We start from the raw sequence: 21,697 nt of genomic DNA, 5'->3' as shown, positions 1-21,697 counted from the left end.
CTTGCAAGCTGACGACTTCAGGCGCCTGGCTGCGGCACCCGCACCCAGCCTTCCATCAGCACGCGGGCGCTGCGGCTCATCAAGGCCTTGGTGACTTTCCAGTCACCGCCCTCCTGAACGGCCTGGGCGCCGACCCGCAATGTGCCGGAGGGATGGCCAAAGTTGACCGCACTGCGTGCCTGACCGCCAGCGGCCAGATTCACCAGCGTGCCCGGAATGGCCGCCGCTGTGCCGATGGCCACCGCAGCCGTGCCCATCATCGCATGGTGCAGCTTGCCCATCGACACGGCGCGTACCAGCAGCTCGATATCCTGCGCAGCCACAGGCTTGCCACTCGACGCCACGTAATCGGCGGGCGCAGCGACAAAGGCCACCTTGGGCGTGTGCTGGCGTGCGGCAGCTTCATCGATGTTGCCGATCAGGCCCATGCGCAGCGCACCGTAGGCACGAATGGCCTCCAGACGGGCCAGCGCCTGCGGATCACCGTTGATATCGCCCTGCAGCTCAGTGCCGGAGTAACCGATATCGGCGGCGTTAACGAAAATCGTCGGGATGCCGGCATTGATCATGGTCGCCTTCAGAATGCCGATGCCGGGCACCTCCAGCTCGTCCACCAGATTGCCCGTCGGAAACATCGAGCCGCCCGCGCCCTCTTCGTCCGCCGCCGGGTCGAGAAACTCCAGTGGCACTTCAGCTGCCGGGAAGGTCACGCCATCCAGCTCGAAATCACCGGTTTCCTGCACCACGCCGTTGCTGATCGGCACATGGGCGATGATGGTCTTGCCGATGTTGGCCTGCCAGATACGCACCACCGCGACGCCGTCCTGCGGAACACGGCCCGGGTCGACCAGGCCACTGGTAATCGCGAACGGCCCCACGGCCGCTGACAGGTTGCCGCAATTGCCGCTCCAGTCGACAAACGGCTTGTCGATGGATACTTGGCCAAACAGGTAATCGACATCGTGGTCGGGCCTGCTGCTGCGCGAAACAATCACGCTCTTGCTGGTACTCGACGTTGCCCCGCCCATGCCGTCGATCTGCTTTTCATAGGGGTCAGGGCTGCCGATGACCCGCAACAGCAGCGCATCCCGCGCCGCGCCCGGAACCTGTGCAGCTTCGGGCAGATCAGTCAGCCTGAAAAACACACCCTTGCTGGTGCCACCGCGCATGTAGGTGGCGGGGATGCGGATGTGGGGTGAATGAGCCATGAATTCGTTGTCCTGTTCAAAGAGCGCGCTGCGCGCTCAAAATCGGACGCAGAGCGTCCAGAACTGCATGCCAACGCGGAGCATTGGCACGATAGTGCTCTTGCGCACGCTTATCGTTCCTCACGCTCCAGCGTAGCTATGATGCAGTAGCCTCCAGAAAGTCCTGAGCAAAACGCTGCAATACGCCGCCCGCCTCATAAATAGAGAGCTCTTCGGCGGTGTCCAGACGACAGGTCACCGGCACCTCGACGCGCTCGCCGTTACGGCGTTGAATCACCAGCGTCAACGTCGCGCGCGGTGTGCGCTGGCCGATCACATCGAAGGTTTCGCTGCCGTCGATGCCCAGGGTCAGACGGCTGGTGCCCGGCTTGAACTCCAGCGGCAGCACGCCCATGCCGACCAGATTGGTGCGGTGAATACGCTCGAACCCTTCTGCAGCAATCGCTTCGACGCCCGCCAGCCTGACGCCTTTGGCCGCCCAGTCACGGGACGAGCCCTGCCCATAGTCGGCACCGGCAATGATGATCAACGGTTGCTTGCGCGCCATGTAGGTTTCGATGGCTTCCCACATGCGTGTGACCACACCTTCGGGTTCGATACGGGTCAGCGAGCCTTTTTTGACCTTGCCGTCGACCACTGCCATCTCGTTGACCAGTTGCGGGTTGGCAAAGGTCGCGCGCTGGGCGGTCAGGTGGTCGCCCCGATGGGTCGCGTAGGAGTTGAAGTCTTCCTCCGGCAGGCCCATTTTCGCCAGGTACTCGCCCGCCGCACTGTCGAGCATGATCGCGTTGGACGGCGACAGGTGATCGGTGGTGATGTTGTCCGGCAGCACGGCCAGCGCCCGCATGCCCTTGAGCGTGCGCTCTCCGGCCAGCGCGCCTTCCCAGTAGGGCGGGCGACGGATGTAGGTGCTCATCGGACGCCAGTCGTAGAGCGGCTCGACCTTCGGCCCGCTGTGCTCTTCAATGGCAAACATCGGGATATAGACCTGGCGGAACTGCTCCGGCTTGACCGACGCCTGCACGACGGCATCGATCTCTTCATCGCTCGGCCAGATGTCCTTGAGACGGATTTCCTGGCCCTCGGCGACGCCCAGCACGTCGTTTTCAATATCGAAACGGATGGTCCCTGCAATGGCGTACGCCACCACCAGGGGTGGCGAGGCCAGAAAGGCCTGCTTGGCATAGGGGTGAATACGCCCGTCGAAATTACGGTTACCGGACAAGACCGCCGTGGCGTAGAGGTCACGGTCGATGATTTCCTGCTGGATCAGCGGATCGAGCGCGCCGGACATGCCGTTGCAGGTGGTGCAGGCAAAGGCTACGACGCCAAAACCCAGTTGCTCCAGCTCCGAGGTCAGCCCTGCTGCGTCCAGGTACAGCGCCACGGTTTTCGAGCCAGGTGCCAGCGATGATTTCACCCACGGCTTGCGCAGCAGCCCCAGGCGGTTGGCGTTGCGTGCCAGCAGACCGGCAGCAATGACGTTGCGCGGGTTGCTGGTGTTGGTGCAACTGGTGATCGCAGCGATGATCACCGCGCCGTCGGGCATCTGCCCCGGCACCTCGTCCCATTGCCCGGCAATCCCTCTGGCCGCCAGATCAGCGGTGGCGACCCGCGCATGGGGGTTGGAGGGCCCGGCCATGTTGCGTACCACACTGGACAGATCGAAACTCAGCACCCGCTCGTACTGCACCTCGCTCAGGCTGTCCGACCAAAGACCGGTGTGCCGGGCATACAGCTCGACCAGCTTGACCTGCTCGTCCTCGCGACCGGTCAAACGCAGGTAGTCGATGGTTTGCGAATCAATCGAAAACATCGCCGCCGTCGCGCCATATTCAGGCGCCATGTTGGAGATCGTCGCCCGGTCGCCCAGGGTCAGACTCGACGCACCTGCGCCGTAAAACTCCAGATAGGCACCGACCACTTTCTGCTGACGCAGGTATTCGGTCAGCGCGAGCACCAGGTCGGTGGCGGTGATGCCTGGCTGATGGCGCCCGGTCAGTTCGACGCCGATGATGTCCGGCAGACGCATCCACGAGGCGCGCCCGAGCATGACGTTCTCGGCCTCGAGCCCGCCGACGCCGATGGCAATCACACCCAGGGCGTCGACATGTGGCGTGTGGCTGTCCGTGCCCACCAGTGTGTCGGGAAAGGCTACGCCGTCGAGCACCTGCACCACCGGTGACATTTTCTCCAGATTGATCTGGTGCATGATGCCGTTGCCCGGCGGGATCACTTCGACGTTCTTGAACGCCTGCTTGGTCCAGTCAATGAAATGAAAACGGTCTTCGTTGCGACGGTCCTCAATGGCGCGGTTCTTGGCGAACGCCTGCGGGTCATTACCGTCGGACTCCACTGCCAGCGAGTGATCGACGATCAGTTGCACCGGAACCACCGGGTTGACCAGCGCAGGATCGCCGCCCTGCGAAGCGATCGCGTCACGAAGCCCGGCAAGGTCGACCAGCGCGGTCTGACCCAGAATATCGTGGCAGACCACGCGTGCCGGGAACCAGGGAAAATCCAGATCACGCTTGCGCTCGATGAGCTGGGCCAACGAGGCATTCAAGGTCGCCGGATCACAACGGCGCACCAGGTTCTCGGCCAGCACCCGCGAGGTGTAGGGCAGCGTGGCATAAGCTCCGGGCTTGAGCGCCTCGACGGCTGCCCGAGCGTCGAAATAATCCAGTCGGGTGCCAGGGAGCGGTTTGCGAAATTCACTGTTCATTGCGGGACTCGATCACGGAGTGTTCGGAATACGGGTGGGGAGCTTCAGCGGCTCCCCTGCCCCCTTTTAGGCTCTGTACGAAAAGTGGCTGCGCTCGGTGATGCTTCGTTAAAAACAGGCTCGGAATGCTCATTTACAACACGTAGACTCCGCTTCCTCGCCTGTTTTTGCCTCGCCTGACCTTCGCTCGCCGACTTTTCGTACAGAGCCTAGCGCTGTTCCAGAGGTACGAACGCGCGCTGTTCGACGCCGATGTACTCGGCGCTCGGGCGAATGATGCGGTTGTTGGCGCGCTGCTCGAAAACGTGCGCGGCCCAGCCGGTCAGGCGTGAGCAAACGAAGATCGGCGTAAACAGCTTGGTCGGGATGCCCATGAAGTGATACGCCGAGGCATGGTAGAAGTCGGCGTTGGGGAACAGTTTCTTCTGCTCCCACATGACCTTGTCGATGGCCTCGGAGACCGGGAACAGCACAGTATCGCCCACTTCCTCGGCGAGCTTCTTCGACCAGCCCTTGATCACCTCGTTGCGCGGGTCAGACTCCTTGTAGATCGCATGGCCAAAGCCCATGATCTTTTCCTTGCGCTCCAGCATGCCCAGCGTGCCTTTGGTTGCCTCTTCAGCCGAGGCGAAGCGCTGAATCATTTCCATTGCAGCCTCGTTGGCACCGCCGTGCAGCGGGCCGCGCAAGGTGCCGATGGCTGCCGTGACGCAGGAATACAGGTCCGACAGGGTCGACGCGCAGACGCGGGCGGTGAAGGTCGAGGCATTGAATTCGTGCTCGGCGTACAGAATCAGCGAGACGTCCATGACCTTGCGGTGCAGTTCGCTGGGCGCCCTGTCCAGCAGCAGGTGCAGAAAATTCCCGCCGATGGAGTCTTCGTCCGAGGTGCAGTCGATACGTTTGCCGTCGTGACTGAAGCGATACCAGTAACACATGATCGCCGGGAACGCTGCGAGCAGACGGTCGGTTGAGTCGCGCTGCTGATCGAAACTGCGCTCCGGCTCCAGGGTGCCGAGCATGGAAGCACCGGTGCGCATCACGTCCATCGGATGCGTGTCGGCGGGTATGCGCTCCAGCACTTCTTTCAGGGCCTGCGGCAGATCGCGCAGGCGCTTGAGCTTGTCCATATAGGCGGACAATTCGGCCTGATTGGGCAGCTCGCCGTACAGCAGCAGGTAGGCCACTTCTTCAAAACGCGCCTCGGCGGCCAGATCGCGCACGTCATAGCCTCGATAGGTCAGCCCGGCACCGGCCATGCCTACGGTGGACAACGCCGTCTGCCCGGCAACCTGACCGCGCAGCCCGGCACCGCTCAATACTTTTGCTTCAGCCATGGTGTTCTCCAATTTTGTTTTTGTGTGATGGGGCGCGAAGACTGTGGTTCAGACGGTACATCTTCGAAGAATATACCGGCCCTTTCGCGAACAAGTTCGCTCCTACGGCCTGCGGCCAGAAGCCCGGTATTTCACAGGCATCACCCCTTCTTCTGCGCAAACAGCGCATCCAGCTTCTGCTCGAATGTGTGGTAATCGATCGCGTCATACAGCTCCATGCGCGTCTGCATGCTGTCGATCACGTTTTTCTGGCTGCCGTCACGGCGGATTGCGCAGTAGACATTTTCCGCAGCCTTGTTCATCGCACGGAATGCGGAAAGCGGATACAGCACCAGCGACACGTCCGCCTCGCGCAGCTCATAGACCGTAAACAACGGCGTGGCGCCGAACTCGGTGATGTTGGCGAGGATCGGCACGCCTGCGCGGTTGGCGAATTGCTTGTACATCGCCAGTTCGGTGATGGCCTCGGGAAACACCATGTCCGCGCCGGCTTCAATGCAGGCAGCGGCACGTTCCAGCGCCGACTCCAGCCCTTCAACGGCCAGCGCATCGGTACGCGCCATGATCACGAAGCTGTCGTCAGTCCGGGCATCCACGGCAGCCTTGATCCGGTCGACCATTTCCTGCTGGGAAACGATTTCCTTGTTGGGACGGTGCCCGCAACGCTTGGCACCGACCTGATCCTCGATGTGAATCGCCGCCGCCCCGGCCTTGATCATCGAGCGCACGGTCCGCGCCACGTTGAAAGCCGAAGAACCGAAACCGGTGTCGACGTCCACCAGCAACGGCAGATCGCAGACGTCGGTGATGCGCCGCACATCGATCAGCACGTCTTCAAGACCGGTGATCCCCAGGTCCGGAATGCCCAGTGATCCCGCCGCGACTCCGCCACCTGACAGATAAATGGCCTTGAACCCGGCACGCCTGGCGAGCAGTGCGTGGTTGGCATTGATCGCGCCGACCACTTGCAGCGGCTGTTCGCTGGCGACTGCATCGCGGAAACGCTGGCCGGGAGTGCTGTTGTTATGACTCATTGTTTACCTCGGTCGGAAGTCGTCTGGGAAGCGGCCTGATAGTGGCGCTCGATGTTGCGTCTGGACGCGCCGATATGGCGGCGCATCAACAATTCCGCCAGCTCACCGTCGCGGTCGGCGATGGCGTCGAGAATGCGGTGATGTTCGGCAAAGGCCTGGCGAGGCCGGTTGGGCGTGGTGGAATACTGAATGCGGTACATGCGCACCAACTGGTAGAGCTCGCCGCAGAGCATCTGGCTGAGGGTGCGATTGCCGCTGCCCTGGATGATGCGGTAGTGAAAGTCGAAATCACCCTCTTGCTGGTAATAGCCGATCCCAGCCTGAAACGCGGCGTCGCGTTCGTGGGTATCCAGAACGCCGCGCAACTCGTCGATTTCGGCCTGGGTCATGCGTTCGGCGGCCAGACGACAGGCCATACCCTCCAGTGACTCGCGAATTTCATAGAGTTCGATCAGTTCGGCATGACTGAGCGACACCACCCGGGCGCCCACATGCGGCACACGAACCACCAGGCGCTGCCCTTCGAGCCGGTGAATCGCTTCGCGCAGCGGTCCGCGACTGATGCCATAGGTGCGAGCCAGTTCCGGCTCGGAAATCTTGCTGCCGGGGGCAATCTCGCCTTTCACGATGGCCGATTGAATGCGTCGGAAAACGTTCTCGGAGAGGGTTTCCGAGTCGTCGGCAACCGTCATTGTTTCTTCGACCACCTGCAGCATTGTCGACACCTCATGACTATATGCGCTCAAATCTAGCCATATTTGCTCAATACGTCAAAGCCAAACCCTGCATTGTCGACAATCAGCCAAAACGAGCAAGCGCTGCTCGACACAGCAACCTGAACAGCCACACAGGTTGATCACTGGCAGCTGCAGGGCTTCATGCTAGAATGCGTCGCGTCCGTACAGCGCGCTCCGCAGCGGAGCCAGCGTCTGCGAACCGCCTGCCCTATCATCATCAGGTCAATTCCATTTGCGCCCTGACCCTGAAGTTGTTCGCTCATCGCGCCAGGATTTATGAGACTGACTACCCTCCCCACACTGTTCAGCCTTCTGTTTTTGCCCGGCCTGACCCTGGCCGCCAACAAGACAGTCTATGGCCTCAATGAATACGCCAGGCTGAGCGAAATCGATATCGAGATCGCCGCCAAGCTCGACACCGGCGCCAAGACCGCCTCACTGAGCGCCCGCGACATCAAACATTTCAAGCGCGATGGCGAAAGCTGGGTGCGCTTCTATCTGGCCAGCGACAGCAAGCATGTACACCCCATCGAGCGCCCCCTGGCGCGGGTCAGCAAGATCAAGCGGCGTGCCGACGATCTCGACCCGGATGACGACAATCGGTATTCGTCACGTCCGGTAATCAGCCTCGATATCTGTATGGGTGAATCTTTACGCACCATAGAAGTGAACTTGACTGACCGAAGTGCTTTCCAATACCCGCTTTTGATCGGCTCCGAAGCCTTGAAACGCTTTGATGCGCTGGTCGATCCAAGTCTTAAATATGCGGCAGGGAAGCCCGGCTGCGCTTCCGTCGCTCAAAACGCAGAGTAAATCCATGCGCTCTCTTACACTCCATCTGAAGATCCTGATCACTGCCCTGGTGACCCTCGGCATCGCGATCACGGCCTATCAGATTCTGGCGCTGGGCATACCCGTCAGCGAAGACGAAACCGATGACCTGTGGAATATCGACGCCAAAGTCGAGTTCGTCGCCAATCCCAAGGATTCGGTGAAGGTGCAAATGTTCGTGCCGCCGCTGGCCCACGACTACATCAGCCTCAATGAAAGCTTCATCTCCAACAATTACGGCGTCAGCGTCAACCGCGCTGACGGCAACCGTAAGGTCACCTGGTCGGCCCGTCGCGCCACCGGCAACCAGACCCTTTACTACCGACTGGTGCTGACCAAGCGTTACAGCGGTGAAAAACCCAAGGTCAAAGGGCCTATCTTTCGCGACAGCATGACCGTCGAAGGCCCGGAAAAGATCGCCGCGGAAGCGCTGCTGGCACCCATTCGCCAGCATTCGGCGGACGTTGAGACGTTCATCACCGAGGCGATCAAGCGCGTTAACAACCTGAATGACGATAACGTCAAACTGCTGCTGGCCGGTGATAACTCGGCGTCCAACAAGGCCCGGGTCACCGAGCTGCTGCTGTCGATCGCCCACGTACCGCTGGAAAAAGCCCACACCATTCGCCTGGATGCCGAGCAGCAGACACCGGAACTCTGGCTGCGCAGCTTCAACGGCAAGGAATGGCTGTACTTCAATCCTGACACCGGCGAAGCCGGCCTGCCGGACGATCGGCTGCTCTGGTGGACCGGCGAGGAAGGCCTGGTCAGCGTCGAAGGCGGCAAGAAGGTGCAAGTCACGTTCAGCCTCAACAACAGTGAAATGAACGCGATGCGCCTCGCCAAACTGACCGACGCCAGCACCGACTCGGACTTCCTGGCCTATTCGCTGTACGGCTTGCCGCTGCAGACCCAGCAGACCTTCATGATCATGGTCATGATCCCGATTGGCGTGCTGGTCATCCTGATTCTGCGCAACCTGATCGGCCTGCAGACACTGGGCACCTTCACCCCGGTGCTGATTGCGCTGGCGTTCCGGGAAACGCAACTGGGCTTCGGCATCGCACTGTTTACCGTGATCACCGCGCTGGGCCTGTCACTGCGCTCGTATCTGGAGCACCTGAAACTGCAAATGCTGCCGCGCCTGTCGGTGGTACTGACCTTCGTCGTGGTGCTGATCGCCGCCATCAGCCTGTTCAGCCACAAGCTCGGGCTGGAACGCGGCCTGTCGGTTGCGCTGTTCCCGATGGTGATTCTGACCATGACCATCGAACGCCTGTCGATCACCTGGGAAGAGCGTGGCGGCAGCCATGCCATGAAGGTCGCCATCGGTACGCTGTTCGCCGCGTCGCTGGCGCACCTGATCATGAGCGTGCCGGAACTGACCTATTTCGTCTTTACCTTCCCGGCTGTGCTGCTGGTGCTGGTCGGCTTCATGCTGGCGATGGGCAGATACCGTGGCTACCGGCTGACCGAACTGGTGCGCTTCAAGGCATTCCTGAAAGAGGAAAAGGCCAAGTGATCGGCTGGTGGAAAACCTGGAAGGCGCTCGAAGCCCGCGGCATCATGGGCATCAATCGACGTAACGCCGACTACGTGCTCAAGTACAACAAGCGCAGCCTCTATCCGATCGTCGATGACAAGATCATCACCAAGGAGCGCGCCATCGCCGCAGGCATTCATGTGCCGGAGATGTACGGCGTGATTTCCACGGAAAAGGAAATCGACAGGCTCGACGAGATCATCGGCGCGCACAGCGACTTCGTGATCAAACCCGCACAGGGCGCAGGCGGCGATGGCATTCTGGTGATCGCCGACCGTTTCGAGGAGCGCTTTCGCACCGTCTCGGGACGCATCATCAGCCACTCGGAAATCGAACATCAGGTATCCAGCATCCTTACCGGCCTTTATTCATTGGGCGGCCACCGCGACCGCGCACTGATCGAATACAGGGTCGTGCCGGACCCGATCTTCAAAAGCATCAGCTATGAAGGCGTACCGGACATCCGCATCATCGTGCTGATGGGGTATCCGGTGATGGCCATGCTGCGCCTGCCTACCCGCCAATCAGGCGGCAAGGCCAACCTTCACCAAGGCGCCATTGGCGTGGGTGTGGACTTGGCCACCGGCGTCACCCTGCAAGGCACCTGGCTGAACAACATCATCAGCAAGCACCCGGACACCACCCACTCGGTGGATGGCGTGCAACTGCCCAACTGGGACGGCTTCATGAAGCTTGCCGCCGAGTGCTACGAGTTGTGCGGCCTGGGCTACATCGGCGTCGACATGGTGCTGGACCAGGACAAAGGCCCGCTGATTCTGGAGCTCAACGCCCGTCCCGGCCTGAACATTCAGATCGCCAACGACAGCGGCCTTACCCATCGCACTCAGGCCGTCGAGGCGCGTCTGGAGCAACTGGCTCTCGAAGGACGCCAGGAATCAGCGCAGGAGCGGGTCAGCTTTGTCCAGGACCTGTTCGGTCATGTGCCTGGCGTCTGAACCGACATACCGCTAGGACTGCCGCACCGGCAAGGCTACAATCGCCAGCCGCGTTTCCAAGACCGATATTCGACGATGCCGATCTGTTCGATACACCCCCTGCCCTACAGCGCCGACCCGATCGCGTTCTTTGCGCGAATCCGCGAAGCGCCGGGTGCGGTGCTGCTCGACAGCGGCAGGCCTACAGCCGTGCGGGGCCGACATGACCTGCTCAGTGCATGGCCGCTGCAGGAACTGAGCGTTGCCGATGATGAAGACGGCGCCGCCTACCTCCAGCGCTTGCGCGACAGCCTCAAGGCGCTCGGCGCAGCGCAACTGCCTGACGAATGCGAGCTGCCCTTCGCTGGCGGCCTGATCGGTTATCTGAGTTATGAATTTGGTCGACGCCTGGAGCCGTTGCCGGATCAGGCCATTGATGACCTGCAACTGCCCGAGGCCCGTCTGGGGCTCTACGCCTGGGCGCTGATCAGTGATCATCAGGAGCAGACCAGCCAGCTGATTTTTCACCCGTCTCTGGCCGCCAGCGAGCGCAAACGGCTGATTGAGCTGTTCTCTGTCGATATCCCTGAGCCGCACACGGAGTTCCGTCTCAGCCAGCCGTTTCAGGCCAGCATCAGCGCGGATAACTATCGCCATGCTTTCGAACGCATTCAGGCCTACATTCAGGCCGGTGACTGCTACCAGGTCAACTTTGCACAACGCTTTCAGGCGCAGTGCGTCGGTGACCCATGGGCCGCCTATTGTGCGCTGCGAGCAGCTTGCCCGACGCCGTTCGCCGGCTACCTGAGCCTGCCGGGGGCCGATGCGATTCTGAGTCTTTCTCCCGAGCGCTTCGTGCGGGTCAGCGCCCGGCAGGTCGAAACCCGCCCGATCAAAGGCACGCGGCCACGCAGCGCCGACCCGGCGCAGGATGCTGCCTTCGCCGCCGAACTGCTGGCCAGCGACAAGGACCGCGCAGAGAACCTGATGATCGTCGATTTGCTGCGCAACGACCTGGGCCGCAGCTGCCGCATCGGCTCGGTGAAAGTCCCCGAGCTGTTCAGCCTGGAAAGCTACCCCAATGTGCACCATCTGGTCAGCAGCGTGACCGGAGAGCTGGCCGCTGGCAACGATGCACTGGACCTGATCGGCGGCAGCTTCCCCGGCGGCTCCATCACCGGCGCACCGAAGATCCGCGCCATGCAGATCATCGACGAGCTGGAGCCGACCCGCCGCAGCCTGTATTGCGGCTCACTGATGTACCTGGACGTGCGCGGCGAAATGGACAGCTCGATCGCCATCCGCAGCCTGCTGGTCAAAGACGGACAGATTTCCTGCTGGGGCGGTGGCGGCATCGTCGCCGACTCGGACTGCGAGGCGGAATATCAGGAAACCTTCACCAAAGTCCGCGTACTGCTGGAGACGCTTGAAGCACTCTGAACCGCTCTGCGTCGCAAAGAGGACGCAGAGCGTCCAGAACGGCGTACCGACGCAGAGCGTCGGCACGATAGCCAGATCATTTCGTGACGCTCTGCGTCAACTGTCTCCAGTCGCGCGCAACCGAGGCTTCGCCCTCAAAGCATCAAATCCCGATTCGAGGCCTTGATGAATTCCTTTTTCAGGTCATCGAAAGTGTGCACCGCCGGAAACTGCGGGAATTCGCGGATCACGTTGTCAGGAGCGTGGAACAGGATGCCAGCATCGGCCTCGCCCAGCATGGTCGTGTCATTATACGAATCGCCGGCAGCAATGATCCGGTAATACAGGCTCTTGAAGGCCAGCACCGACTGACGCTTGGGGTCTTTCTGGCGCAACTGGTAACTGACCACCCGGTCGGTCTCGTCAGTGATCAGGCGATGACACAGCAGGGTCGGAAAACCCAGTTGCCGCATCAGCGGCTGAGAAAACTCGTAGAACGTGTCCGAGAGAATCACCACCTGAAACCGCTCGCGCAGCCAGTTGACGAAGTCCACGGCGCCCTCCAGGGGCTTGAGGGTGCCGATCACTTCCTGAATATCCGCCAGTTTCAGACCATGTTCATCGAGAATGCGCAGGCGCTGCTTCATCAGCACGTCGTAGTCGGGAATGTCCCGCGTGGTAGCACGCAGCGATTCGATGCCGGTTTTCTCGGCAAAGGCGATCCAGATTTCCGGGACCAGCACACCCTCAAGGTCCAGACAGGCAATTTCCACAGCACACTCCTCAGACCATTCACTCTCGGCGGAAGTGGCACTCTAGCCGCTGGCAGCGGCCACTGAACAGCGGATTTTGTTACCATTGCCGCCATCACGAGCGCTTAAGCGCCACTCTTGCATTTTAGGAAGCCGCCTGATGAGCCAACCTTTCGACGTCGCTGAACTGGCGACGACCTATGCGAACAAATCTGCACAAGACATTCTGAAACTGGCCTTCGAGCACTTCGGCGACGAACTGTGGATCTCTTTCAGCGGTGCCGAGGACGTGGTTCTGGTCGACATGGCCTGGAAGCTGAACAAGAACGTCAAGGTCTTCAGCCTCGATACAGGGCGCCTGCATGCGGAAACCTATCGTTTCATCGAGCAGGTCCGCGAGCACTACAAGATCGAGATCGAGATCGTTTCGCCCGATCACAGCAAGCTTGAACCTTTCGTCAAGGAAAAGGGCCTGTTCAGCTTTTACCGGGACGGCCATGGCGAATGCTGCGGCATCCGCAAGATCGAGCCGCTGCGGCGCAAACTGTCTGGCGTCAGCGCCTGGGCAACCGGCCAGCGCCGTGATCAGAGCCCCGGCACGCGCAGCGCCGTTGCCGCGTTGGAAATCGACAGCGCTTTTTCGACAGCCGAGCGCACGCTGTACAAATTCAACCCGCTAGCGCAGATGAGCAGTGAGGAAATCTGGGGCTACATCCGCATGCTGGAGCTGCCCTACAACAGCCTGCACGAGCGCGGCTTCATCAGCATCGGCTGCGAACCCTGCACCCGCCCGGTATTGCCGAACCAGCACGAGCGCGAGGGTCGCTGGTGGTGGGAAGAAGCCACGCAGAAGGAATGCGGGCTGCATGCGGGCAATCTGATAGTGCGCGACTGACGTCGCGAGCTACAAGCTACAAGCTACAAGCTACAAGCTACAGCCTGCGCGCTTTTACTTGCAGCTTGCAGCTTGTAGCTCAAAACTGCTTCTAATGCACCGGCAGCTCGACATTGGCAAACAGCTCTTCCATTTCCTGCTTGTTATGGCACTGAATCGCCTTGGCCATGACTTCACGGGTCAGGTGCGGCGCAAATTTCTCGATGAAATCGCACATGAAGCCACGCAGGAAGGTGCCGCGACGGAAGGCAATTTTTGTAACGCTGGACTCGAACAGATCACTGGCATCGAGCACCACCAGGTCGCTGTCCACTGCCTCGTCTATCGCCATTCTTGCCACGATCCCCACCCCCAGGTTCAGCCTGACATAGGTCTTGATCACGTCGGCATCCGCCGCCGTGAACACGACCTTGGGCACCAGCCCGCGATGGCTGAACGCTTCGTCCAGCTTGGAACGACCGGTGAAGCCGAAGACGTAAGTCACGATCGGGTATTCAGCCAGCAGTTCCAGCGTCAGCTTCGGCGCCTTGGTCAACGGGTGACCCTGCGGCACGACAATGCAACGGTTCCAGCGATAGCACGGCATCATCACCAGATCGCTGAACTGCTCGAGCGCCTCGGTGGCGATGGCGAAGTCAACCGTCCCGTCAGCGGCCATTTCGGCGATCTGCATCGGTGAACCCTGGTGCATGTGCAGCGCGACATCCGGGTATTGCTTGATGAAGTTGCTGATCACCGGCGGCAAGGCATAGCGCGCCTGGGTGTGAGTGGTGGCAATCGACAGCGTGCCCTTCTTCTCGTTGGAGAATTCCTGGGCAATCTGCTTGATGCTCTCGACCTTGCGCAGGATCTCGCCCGCTGTCGTGATGATGCGCTCGCCTGCAGGTGTCACACGCGTCAGGTGCTTGCCGCTGCGGGCGAAAACCTCGACGCCCAGTTCATCTTCAAGCAGACGGATCTGCTTGCTGATGCCGGGCTGGGAGGTGTAAAGGCTCTGGGCCGTCGCGGAAACGTTGAGGTCGTGGTGCGCCACTTCCCAAATGTAGCGCAGTTGTTGGAGCTTCATATGTATCCCTCAAAGCAGATAAACCCTATGGGTATCGGCGACGGTATATAACTGGATTAATGGTGAGACGAATAATTCTAGAACTTTTTATCACCTTTGTAAGGTGATCGCACGCTCGATTTCATTAAAACCACCAATTGGACCTTTCCTCTACCCCCGCCCCTTTTTCAACATCATCGGAACCATGTAGACCGGCACATCGGAAAACTGCAGGACCCTGGCAGCCGTGCGGCCCACCGAGGTGCCCTCTTCCATCCTGCGGCTGTGACTGCCGACCACCAGCAAATCCACATTCAGCCTGTGCGCCTGTTCGAGAATCACGCTGGCAGGCTCGCCCTGAACGACACGCACCGTACGAATCAGGGAAAGGTCCGAGTGCCCTTCCCCCAATTCTTCACGAAACCCGTCGAGCATTCGTTGCTCTATTCCACTCAGAAACGCATTCACACCTTTGCCGCGAAGCTCTTTCAGCGCTTCCTCGCCCAGGTAACTCTGCAGCACCGACTCGGCGAACAGGCCCAGAGGCTCGACGACATGGATGACGTACAGCTCGGCGTTGAACGTTCGAGCCAGCGCCAGCGCGTGCTGCGTTACGTAAGGCGCGTACAGACCGAGGTCTGCGGCATACAGCATCGAACGGACCATACAACCTCCCGTACAACCGGAATGGCGGAGATTGACTCAGCGTAGCAGCGCATCATCGGCTGTGACGGCGGACTTCTCAGCCCCCGTCGGCAAGCGGCACGATTTCGTTGCTGATGCCGTGCGGAACGTGTCCCGTCGCGACCACATCACGCGCCTTCTCGCAGTGGCCGGGCTGATCGTCGAAAAACACATCGGCGGCGAACGCTTCAAGGAAGGCCGACTTTTGCAATCCACCGAGAAACAGCGACTCGTCCAGACGAATGTCCCATTCGCGCAGGGTGCGGATCACGCGCTCATGGGCAGGTGCCGAGCGAGCCGTGACCAGCGCGGTGCGAATCGGGCAGCTTGCGTCGGGAAACTCGCGCTGCAATTGATTGAGTGCGGCAAGAAACGGCTTGAAAGGCCCGCCGCGCAACGGCTCGCGAGCCCACTCACGCTCGCTGGCCTGAAAGGCTGCCAGCCCGCCGCTTTGGTAAACCCGCTCTGATTCGTCGGAAAACAACACGGCGTCGCCATCGAAGGCAATCCGCAACTCGGCGCTGGCTGCACGCCGTGCACCACCCGAAAGGATGGTCGCGGCCGCGAACCCGGCGTCCAGGGCGCTGCGTACATCCTCGGCATGCGTCGAGAGAAACAGGTGGCAGCCAAACGCTGCAAGATACGGGTAAGGACTGCGTCCGCCGGCAAAGGCGGCGCGGCTGATGTCGAGGCCATAATGCTGAATCGAGTTGAAGACTCGCAGCCCGGTATCGGCACTGTTGCGCGACACCAGCACCACTTCGACGCGCGCCTTTTCCAGGCTGGCATTGAGGCTCAGCAGTTTTTCGACCAGCGGGAACGCATCGCCCTGCGCGAGGATTTCGTCCTCATGCTCGATCTGATACTTGCGGTAGGCCTCGACCCCATCGGCCATGTACACCTCATGACTGTCGCGCAGATCGAACAGCGCGCGCGATGAAATCGCCAGTACCAGCTTGTGGTCTTCAGCTTCTGTCATGAATCACTCCTTGCTTGCCGGGTGGTTGCCCCGATCGATGAACGCCAGTGCCTGATAAAGCGCCCGCACGCGAGGCATGTCAAACCCGGCGGCAAGCGCTGCTGCGAGGGGCCGGGCATAAATGGCGTCCAGCTCCAGCGGGCGTCTTTCGGCCAGGTCGTGGTACATGCTGGGCCTGTAATCCGGCATGCTTTCGGTCACCGTAAACAGATGCTGCGCGAAACCCGGCGGCAACGCATGTCCACAGGCCTCGGCGCCCTGCACGACCTCGTCCATCAGCGACCGGATCAAGGCCTGGCTGTCAGGGTCGGCCATCAATCGGCCGGTACTGGTCTGCAACAAGGCCGACAGCCCGTTATAGGGCACATTCCAGACCAGCTTCTGCCAGCGGGCCTGTTGCAGATTGGCCATGACCGGTGCGTCGATGCCGGCTGTCCTGAACAGGGCCGCGCAGGCTTCGACAACCGCCATGCGCCTCGCCTCATCTTCAGCCGGGCCGCTGTGATAGCCGATACTGACCGCGCCGAAGGCTTCATGGGCGACGACGCCGGGCGCAACCCGGTTGACGCAGACGAAGCACAGCCCGCCGAGTATGTGCAGGCTGTCGGGCAGGACATTACGCAGCTGGTCTTCGACAGCCAGACCGTTCTGCAACAGCAGCACGCTGGCGTTTGGCGCAGCCGCCTGGCGAATGATCGGGCCGAGCGCGGCATTGCCGGTGCTCTTGGTGCCGACCAGCAGCCAGTCACAAGGTGGCATTTCAGCCGCCGAGCGATACGCCTGAACAGGCTTGAGGGACAGCTCGCCATGCACGGCGCTTTTGACCTGCAAACCTTCGCGTGCCACCGTGTCAAACTCGCTGCGCAGCAGAAAATGCACATCGTATCCGGCACGCGCCAGCATCAATCCGTAAAAGCCACCGATGGCACCCGTACCTATGATGCCGACGCGCGGACGACGGGAATCAACACTCATGACCTCTCCCTTGACTGTCTCGCTATTTGCGGCCGTACACTATCCGTCGCAGCGGATTGTCTTGCAATAAGGCAGCGCATCTCGGCCAAAGACCTGGCCGATACCTCGTTTACTTATTGTCGAACAACGCGATAACGCGCTAAGGTTCGGCTCCCCGCTGCGCTCAAACCTGCTGGGCACCGCCGCACGGGGGACCGTTGGCGGCCAGTACCCGCGACCTGATGAGTAACACGATGGCTGATTTACCGATTGACGACCTCAACGTTGCCTCCAACGAGACTCTGATCACTCCGGATCAGCTCAAGCGCGACATCCCCCTGACCGATGCTGCCCTGCACACCGTCAGCCAGGGCCGCGAAGTGATTCGCAACATTCTCGATGGCCATGATCACCGCCTGTTCATCGTGATCGGCCCGTGCTCGATCCACGACCTGAAGGCAGCCAAGGAGTACGCCGGGCGTCTCAAGGCGCTGGCGGCGGAAGTGTCTGACACGCTGTATCTGGTGATGCGCGTCTACTTCGAGAAGCCACGCACCACGGTAGGCTGGAAAGGCCTGATTAACGACCCGTACCTGGATGACTCGTTCAAGATCCAGGATGGCCTGCACATCGGTCGCCAGCTGCTGCTGGATCTGGCCGAGATGGGGCTGCCCACCGCGACCGAAGCCCTGGACCCGATCTCTCCGCAGTATCTGCAGGACCTGATCAGCTGGTCGGCCATCGGCGCACGCACCACAGAATCCCAGACTCACCGCGAGATGGCTTCAGGCCTGTCCTCGGCAGTCGGTTTCAAGAACGGCACCGACGGCGGCCTGACGGTTGCCATCAACGCCTTGCAATCGGTGTCGAGCCCGCATCGTTTCCTGGGCATCAACCAGGAAGGCGGCGTGTCGATCGTGACCACCAAAGGCAATGCCTACGGTCATGTGGTGCTGCGCGGCGGCAACGGCAAGCCCAACTATGACTCGGTCAGCGTTGCGCTCTGCGAGCAGGCGCTGAACAAGTCCGGCATTCGCCCGAACATCATGGTCGACTGCAGCCATGCCAACTCCAACAAGGACCCGGCGCTGCAACCGCTGGTGATGGAAAACGTCGCCAACCAGATCCTGGAAGGCAACGAATCGATCATCGGTTTGATGGTCGAGAGCCATTTGAACTGGGGCTGCCAGGCGATTCCCAAGGACCTGTCGGAATTGCAGTACGGCGTGTCGATTACCGATGCCTGCATCGATTGGCAAAGCACTGAAAAGACCTTGCGTAGCATGCACGCTAAACTCAAGGATGTGCTGCCAGCTCGCAAGCGCAAGTAATTGCCTGACCGACTGCACTGTAATAACGAAAACGCCGAGCAAATGCTCGGCGTTTTTTTATGCTTACTGTCTGTCGGTAGCTACAGGTCGTCAGAGCTTGGCCGCCTGCGACTGCAGATCATGCAGCTCCATGTAACGCTCGACATAAGAGCAGGACGGTATGACGGAATAGCCCATGCTGTCGGCATAATCGAGCGCCTCCTTGGTCAGGGCGGCGGCAATTCCGCGCCCCCGCAAGGCGTCCGGTACGAAGGTCCGATAGAAGTCCAGGGTCTGCTTGCCGAGATCCATATACGTCAGATAGGCACGGTGGCCGTCGATAATGATTTCGAAATGGTGGCCGACTTCGTCATGGTGGATGGACAACGCCTCGCTCATCGCTACTCCTCGCGGGTCTTGGAATTTGACCCCTACCTTACCGGTCTTTTTCAGGCGAAGGAACATCTACGCCACCCAGTGTCTGTTTTCGACACCGGTAGAGCACTGCCGATCTCGACGGACATCACATTGAGATAGTAGGCGCCATTAGCGACTATGCTCAAGCGCGGTCGATGTAAAAACACCTGGAAATGCTCACGTGCCGACCGACAGTCAATCAGGCATGGTCTTACGCGTACTGTTCGGAACGCCTAAGCAAGGCAAAGGTCCAGTTAAAGTGGATGGTTTTTGTACAGAACGCCTGAGAAGTAACGCGGAACGCTTTCAAAGCGAGGAATTTTAGCAGCTTCTTGCGCTGGGTCCGTTTACTTACTACAAACAATGGGTACTATGTACGCCGGTCGTTTTCTCATTTTCGAGAGATGACTAATTTGAAAAAAAATTCCTTGAAGGTGAACACGATGAACAACGTTCTGAAATTCTCTGCTCTGGCTCTGGCCGCAGTTCTGGCTACCGGTTGCAGCAGCGTATCCAAAGAAACCGAAGCTCGTCTGACAGCTACCGAAGACGCAGCAGCTCGTTCGCAAGCACGTGCCGACGAAGCCTACCGCAAGGCTGACGAAGCTATGGCTGCTGCTCAAAAAGCTCAGCAAACTGCTGACGAAGCCAACGAGCGCGCTCTGCGCATGTTGGACAAAGCCAGCCGCAAGTAATAATCCCCCGGGATTATTGAAAGCCGACCCGGCAACGGGTCGGCTTTTTTTTGCCTGTTTTCTGGCTCGGTGATTGCGTGCAATAGCCTGAATGACTGTTCTGCTGTATCAGGAAGATAACTAATTTTTGCCAAAGCTCCGCATTGGCACGAGAGCAATTGCTGGCGACGATTTACTGAAAAATCACCGATTCTTCAGCATTCGCAGGCGCTTTGCCCGGTTCTGCGATCTCCACCGGCATGCCGTCTTCGGCCGCAACCACATCACGTACCACGTCCCAGTTCATGCGCAGGTTGTTGGCCAGGTCGTCACGCTTGAGCAGCGCATTGATCACCGCAGTGTGCTTGTCGACCACCGACGGGTTGCCCAGGTCATCAACCGGCGTGTGCGCTTCCAGGTAAACCTTGCCACCGCTGATGCCGAACTTGTAAGGCTCGCTGATGATGCGCACGGTCGTACCGACCGGGGCCATGTCGGCCAGTTCCAGCACGTTATTGTTGTACATGCGGAAACAGCCGTGACTGGTGCGCATGCCGATGCCGAACTTCTTGTTCGAGCCGTGGATCAGGTAGCCGGAAAGCCCCAGGCCGAATTTGAACGGCCCCAGCGGGTTGTCCGGACCGGCCGGTACCACGTCTGGCAGCGGATCGCCATCAGCCGCATGCTCGGCCTTGATCGAGGCCGGCGGCGTCCAGGTCGGGTTCGGCGTCTTGGCCGTCACCTTGGTCACGCCAATCGGCGACCCCCAGCCTTCACGACCGACACCCAGCGGATAGGTGTGCACGACATTCTGCCCCTTGGGGTAGTAATACATGCGGTATTCGGCAAGGTTGATGACAATCCCTTCGCGCGGACCCGGCGGCAGAATGAAACGGGTCGGCAGCACGATGTCCTTGCCTGCACCCGGCAACCAGGGATCGACGCCAGGGTTGGCAGCGATCATTTCCAGGTAGCCCAGATCATATTGGGTGCCCAGATCGGCGAAGGTGTCTTCGTATTTGGCCTTGATGACCTGCACCTGCCCCACGATGTCTTCGCCGGGCGGCGGCAACGGAAACTCCAGTGCATGGACAGAGCTCGCCGCGCACAGAGCAGCAAGCGACAGACAGCGGGTAACGGCTGGAATGCGCGACAACATCCGGGAAGATCCTTCGGGTAACGACTAAAGAGATGGAAGCAAGAACTGAAGTGTACACCGGCCCTTGCCAGATCGGGGATATCTGCGGCTGGCCTTCCGGCAGTGATGACAGCTAGAGTTCAGGCCAGATCGGATTCATACCCCTGCGCTGCGCATCCATGATGGCCTTGCACAAGGGACACAGACGCTCATCGCGCATGGCCTGCAGTTCGACGGCGCGCATTTGCGGCTGGGCCGGCAACAACGTGCCACACAATGTACGGTCGATCGAGCCGCCCAGCTCCAATTGGCGAGCGATCAGATGGACGCGCACTTCCTGACAGGCGAACAGATCCAGCTGCTCATCGGGTTCAAGCATTTGATAGGCATACAGGGACCAGGCGGGACGCGGCATGGGGGGCTCCAGATCGGGGGCGCCACATTAGCCGAAAGCCCCCGCCCGGGAAAGCCTCAAAGCAGCGGTTTCAGGCTCGGCCAGACATTTTCCAGCAACTTGCCCTGAGCGGCCGCCGCCGGATGCAGACCATCGGCTTGCATCAGTTCGGGCACCCCGCCTACACCTTCGAGAAAGAATGGCACGAAGGGGACCTTTTTCTCCTTGGCCAGGTTGCTGTAAACCTCTTCAAAGGCCCTGGTGTAGCGTGGCCCGTAATTGGGCGGGATGCGCATGCCCAACAACAGCACTTTGGCACCCGCCGCCTGCGAGCGGCCAATCATCGATGAAAGGTTTTGTTGCAATTGAGCAGGCTGCTGGCCGCGCAGGCCGTCGTTGCCGCCCAACTCCAGAATAACCAGTTCCGGTTTATGCTCTGCAAGCAGCGCAGGCAAACGCGCCTGGCCGCCTGCACTGGTGTCGCCACTGATCGACGCATTGACCACCTTGTCGTCGAATCCCTCCTTGCTCAGACGCTGTTCCAGCAGGCTGACCCACCCCACGCGGGTATCCAGCCCGAAAGCCGCACTGATACTATCCCCAACGATCAACACCGTGCCCGCCAACGCGCCCTGTGACAGCAGCAGTAACCCCAGGCCAGCACTTAAAAACAACGCACGCATCGG

The 21,697-nt window shown here is 60.3% G+C and carries 21 protein-coding genes; 7 read left to right on the top strand and 14 right to left on the bottom strand.

Going from position 1 to position 21,697, the window contains the following annotated elements:
- Positions 1 to 17 precede the first annotated feature (17 nt).
- The 5 genes from prpF to V476_RS21585 all read right to left on the bottom strand — a co-directional run bounded on the left by prpF (position 18) and on the right by V476_RS21585 (position 7,020).
- Positions 18 to 1,208 (bottom strand): 2-methylaconitate cis-trans isomerase PrpF, encoded by a 1,191-nt coding sequence (gene prpF / locus V476_RS21605; RefSeq protein ID WP_024960842.1) that lies wholly within the window; start codon positions 1,206 to 1,208, stop codon positions 18 to 20.
- Positions 1,209 to 1,344: 136 nt separating this feature from the next.
- Entirely contained in the window at positions 1,345 to 3,933 is a 2,589-nt protein-coding gene (gene acnD / locus V476_RS21600) for a Fe/S-dependent 2-methylisocitrate dehydratase AcnD (protein ID WP_024960843.1), read from the bottom strand.
- 209 nt (positions 3,934 to 4,142) lie between these two features.
- Positions 4,143 to 5,270, bottom strand: coding sequence for a bifunctional 2-methylcitrate synthase/citrate synthase (prpC, locus tag V476_RS21595; RefSeq protein ID WP_024960844.1), 1,128 nt, complete (start codon positions 5,268 to 5,270; stop codon positions 4,143 to 4,145).
- Between the two features lie 140 nt (positions 5,271 to 5,410).
- Positions 5,411 to 6,304: a methylisocitrate lyase gene (prpB, locus tag V476_RS21590; protein ID WP_024960845.1), complete on the bottom strand. Its 894-nt coding sequence runs from the start codon at positions 6,302 to 6,304 to the stop codon at positions 5,411 to 5,413.
- A complete protein-coding gene (locus V476_RS21585) occupies positions 6,301 to 7,020 on the bottom strand; it encodes a GntR family transcriptional regulator (protein WP_003315698.1) in 720 nt (239 codons plus the stop codon). Before V476_RS21585 ends, prpB begins: the two co-directional genes overlap by 4 nt.
- A 297-nt stretch (positions 7,021 to 7,317) precedes the next feature.
- On the opposite strand from V476_RS21585, the gene rloA reads away from it, so the two are divergent.
- The 4 genes from rloA (at position 7,318) to pabB (ending at position 11,790) form a co-directional block, all read left to right on the top strand.
- The gene (gene rloA, locus V476_RS21580) at positions 7,318 to 7,854 is read left to right on the top strand and encodes a retropepsin-like aspartic peptidase RloA (RefSeq protein WP_024960846.1); all 537 of its coding nucleotides are present in this window, start codon (positions 7,318 to 7,320) and stop codon (positions 7,852 to 7,854) included.
- A 4-nt stretch (positions 7,855 to 7,858) separates the two neighbouring features.
- Positions 7,859 to 9,394: an osmotic stress tolerance membrane protein RloB gene (gene rloB / locus V476_RS21575; protein ID WP_003416135.1), complete on the top strand. Its 1,536-nt coding sequence runs from the start codon at positions 7,859 to 7,861 to the stop codon at positions 9,392 to 9,394.
- On the top strand, positions 9,394 to 10,371 hold the full coding sequence (locus V476_RS21570) for an alpha-L-glutamate ligase-like protein (protein WP_161420918.1): 978 nt from the start codon (positions 9,394 to 9,396) through the stop codon (positions 10,369 to 10,371). The genes rloB and V476_RS21570 overlap by 1 nt, the downstream gene beginning before the upstream one ends.
- A gap of 75 nt (positions 10,372 to 10,446) precedes the next feature.
- A complete protein-coding gene (gene pabB / locus V476_RS21565; protein WP_024960848.1) occupies positions 10,447 to 11,790 on the top strand; it encodes an aminodeoxychorismate synthase component I in 1,344 nt (447 codons plus the stop codon).
- Between the two features lie 134 nt (positions 11,791 to 11,924).
- Here pabB and thrH read toward each other — a convergent pair whose 3' ends face one another.
- Entirely contained in the window at positions 11,925 to 12,542 is a 618-nt protein-coding gene (gene thrH / locus V476_RS21560; RefSeq protein ID WP_024649038.1) for a bifunctional phosphoserine phosphatase/homoserine phosphotransferase ThrH, read from the bottom strand.
- Between the two features lie 139 nt (positions 12,543 to 12,681).
- Here thrH and V476_RS21555 point away from each other — a divergent pair, with 139 nt between their 5' ends.
- Entirely contained in the window at positions 12,682 to 13,416 is a 735-nt protein-coding gene (locus V476_RS21555) for a phosphoadenylyl-sulfate reductase (protein ID WP_003423678.1), read from the top strand.
- A 91-nt stretch (positions 13,417 to 13,507) separates the two neighbouring features.
- On the opposite strand, the gene cysB is transcribed toward V476_RS21555, so the two are convergent.
- The 4 genes from cysB to V476_RS21535 all read right to left on the bottom strand — a co-directional run bounded on the left by cysB (position 13,508) and on the right by V476_RS21535 (position 17,099).
- Positions 13,508 to 14,482: an HTH-type transcriptional regulator CysB gene (cysB, locus tag V476_RS21550; protein ID WP_003315705.1), complete on the bottom strand. Its 975-nt coding sequence runs from the start codon at positions 14,480 to 14,482 to the stop codon at positions 13,508 to 13,510.
- A 150-nt stretch (positions 14,483 to 14,632) separates the two neighbouring features.
- The gene (locus V476_RS21545) at positions 14,633 to 15,127 is read right to left on the bottom strand and encodes a universal stress protein (RefSeq protein WP_003315706.1); all 495 of its coding nucleotides are present in this window, start codon (positions 15,125 to 15,127) and stop codon (positions 14,633 to 14,635) included.
- Between the two features lie 76 nt (positions 15,128 to 15,203).
- A complete protein-coding gene (locus tag V476_RS21540; protein WP_003406772.1) occupies positions 15,204 to 16,124 on the bottom strand; it encodes a 5'-nucleotidase in 921 nt (306 codons plus the stop codon).
- A gap of 3 nt (positions 16,125 to 16,127) precedes the next feature.
- Positions 16,128 to 17,099 carry a putative 2-dehydropantoate 2-reductase gene (locus V476_RS21535; RefSeq protein ID WP_024960849.1) on the bottom strand — a complete coding sequence of 324 codons (972 nt, stop codon included), beginning with the start codon at positions 17,097 to 17,099 and terminating at the stop codon, positions 16,128 to 16,130.
- 233 nt (positions 17,100 to 17,332) lie between these two features.
- Between V476_RS21535 and V476_RS21530 the strand changes: the two genes are divergently transcribed.
- On the top strand, positions 17,333 to 18,409 hold the full coding sequence (locus V476_RS21530) for a 3-deoxy-7-phosphoheptulonate synthase (protein WP_024960850.1): 1,077 nt from the start codon (positions 17,333 to 17,335) through the stop codon (positions 18,407 to 18,409).
- Between the two features lie 90 nt (positions 18,410 to 18,499).
- On the opposite strand, the gene V476_RS21525 is transcribed toward V476_RS21530, so the two are convergent.
- On the bottom strand, positions 18,500 to 18,787 hold the full coding sequence (locus V476_RS21525) for a GNAT family N-acetyltransferase (RefSeq protein WP_003315710.1): 288 nt from the start codon (positions 18,785 to 18,787) through the stop codon (positions 18,500 to 18,502).
- Between the two features lie 461 nt (positions 18,788 to 19,248).
- On the opposite strand from V476_RS21525, the gene V476_RS21520 reads away from it, so the two are divergent.
- Positions 19,249 to 19,500 (top strand): Lpp/OprI family alanine-zipper lipoprotein, encoded by a 252-nt coding sequence (locus tag V476_RS21520; protein ID WP_003347084.1) that lies wholly within the window; start codon positions 19,249 to 19,251, stop codon positions 19,498 to 19,500.
- Between the two features lie 172 nt (positions 19,501 to 19,672).
- Here the strand turns inward: V476_RS21520 and V476_RS21515 are convergent, their stop codons facing one another.
- The 3 genes from V476_RS21515 to V476_RS21505 all read right to left on the bottom strand — a co-directional run bounded on the left by V476_RS21515 (position 19,673) and on the right by V476_RS21505 (position 21,694).
- Positions 19,673 to 20,638, bottom strand: coding sequence for a L,D-transpeptidase family protein (locus tag V476_RS21515; protein WP_024960851.1), 966 nt, complete (start codon positions 20,636 to 20,638; stop codon positions 19,673 to 19,675).
- Between the two features lie 112 nt (positions 20,639 to 20,750).
- On the bottom strand, positions 20,751 to 21,032 hold the full coding sequence (locus V476_RS21510) for a hypothetical protein (RefSeq protein ID WP_003315714.1): 282 nt from the start codon (positions 21,030 to 21,032) through the stop codon (positions 20,751 to 20,753).
- Between the two features lie 56 nt (positions 21,033 to 21,088).
- Positions 21,089 to 21,694, bottom strand: a complete 606-nt coding sequence (locus tag V476_RS21505; RefSeq protein WP_024960852.1) for an arylesterase — start codon at positions 21,692 to 21,694, stop codon at positions 21,089 to 21,091.
- Between the last annotated feature and the right edge of the window lie 3 nt (positions 21,695 to 21,697).

Origin of the sequence: Pseudomonas syringae KCTC 12500 (genome assembly GCF_000507185.2) — a bacterium.
Classification (GTDB): domain Bacteria; phylum Pseudomonadota; class Gammaproteobacteria; order Pseudomonadales; family Pseudomonadaceae; genus Aquipseudomonas; species Aquipseudomonas syringae.
The sequence above is the reverse complement of the archived record's forward strand: the minus strand, read 5'-3'. Positions and strand labels throughout refer to the sequence as shown.

Excerpts from the sequence above, each read along its gene's own strand:
- prpF (WP_024960842.1), bottom strand. The coding sequence starts at position 1,208 with ATGGCTCATTCACCCCACATCCGCATCCCCGCCACCTACATGCGCGGT.
- acnD (WP_024960843.1), bottom strand. The coding sequence starts at position 3,933 with ATGAACAGTGAATTTCGCAAACCGCTCCCTGGCACCCGACTGGATTAT.
- prpC (WP_024960844.1), bottom strand. The coding sequence starts at position 5,270 with ATGGCTGAAGCAAAAGTATTGAGCGGTGCCGGGCTGCGCGGTCAGGTT.
- prpB (WP_024960845.1), bottom strand. The coding sequence starts at position 6,304 with ATGAGTCATAACAACAGCACTCCCGGCCAGCGTTTCCGCGATGCAGTC.
- V476_RS21585 (WP_003315698.1), bottom strand. The coding sequence starts at position 7,020 with ATGCTGCAGGTGGTCGAAGAAACAATGACGGTTGCCGACGACTCGGAA.
- rloA (WP_024960846.1), top strand. The coding sequence starts at position 7,318 with ATGAGACTGACTACCCTCCCCACACTGTTCAGCCTTCTGTTTTTGCCC.
- rloB (WP_003416135.1), top strand. The coding sequence starts at position 7,859 with ATGCGCTCTCTTACACTCCATCTGAAGATCCTGATCACTGCCCTGGTG.
- pabB (WP_024960848.1), top strand. The coding sequence starts at position 10,447 with ATGCCGATCTGTTCGATACACCCCCTGCCCTACAGCGCCGACCCGATC.
- V476_RS21555 (WP_003423678.1), top strand. The coding sequence starts at position 12,682 with ATGAGCCAACCTTTCGACGTCGCTGAACTGGCGACGACCTATGCGAAC.
- cysB (WP_003315705.1), bottom strand. The coding sequence starts at position 14,482 with ATGAAGCTCCAACAACTGCGCTACATTTGGGAAGTGGCGCACCACGAC.
- V476_RS21545 (WP_003315706.1), bottom strand. The coding sequence starts at position 15,127 with ATGGTCCGTTCGATGCTGTATGCCGCAGACCTCGGTCTGTACGCGCCT.
- V476_RS21540 (WP_003406772.1), bottom strand. The coding sequence starts at position 16,124 with ATGACAGAAGCTGAAGACCACAAGCTGGTACTGGCGATTTCATCGCGC.
- V476_RS21535 (WP_024960849.1), bottom strand. The coding sequence starts at position 17,099 with ATGAGTGTTGATTCCCGTCGTCCGCGCGTCGGCATCATAGGTACGGGT.
- V476_RS21530 (WP_024960850.1), top strand. The coding sequence starts at position 17,333 with ATGGCTGATTTACCGATTGACGACCTCAACGTTGCCTCCAACGAGACT.
- V476_RS21525 (WP_003315710.1), bottom strand. The coding sequence starts at position 18,787 with ATGAGCGAGGCGTTGTCCATCCACCATGACGAAGTCGGCCACCATTTC.
- V476_RS21520 (WP_003347084.1), top strand. The coding sequence starts at position 19,249 with ATGAACAACGTTCTGAAATTCTCTGCTCTGGCTCTGGCCGCAGTTCTG.
- V476_RS21515 (WP_024960851.1), bottom strand. The coding sequence starts at position 20,638 with ATGTTGTCGCGCATTCCAGCCGTTACCCGCTGTCTGTCGCTTGCTGCT.
- V476_RS21510 (WP_003315714.1), bottom strand. The coding sequence starts at position 21,032 with ATGCCGCGTCCCGCCTGGTCCCTGTATGCCTATCAAATGCTTGAACCC.
- V476_RS21505 (WP_024960852.1), bottom strand. The coding sequence starts at position 21,694 with ATGCGTGCGTTGTTTTTAAGTGCTGGCCTGGGGTTACTGCTGCTGTCA.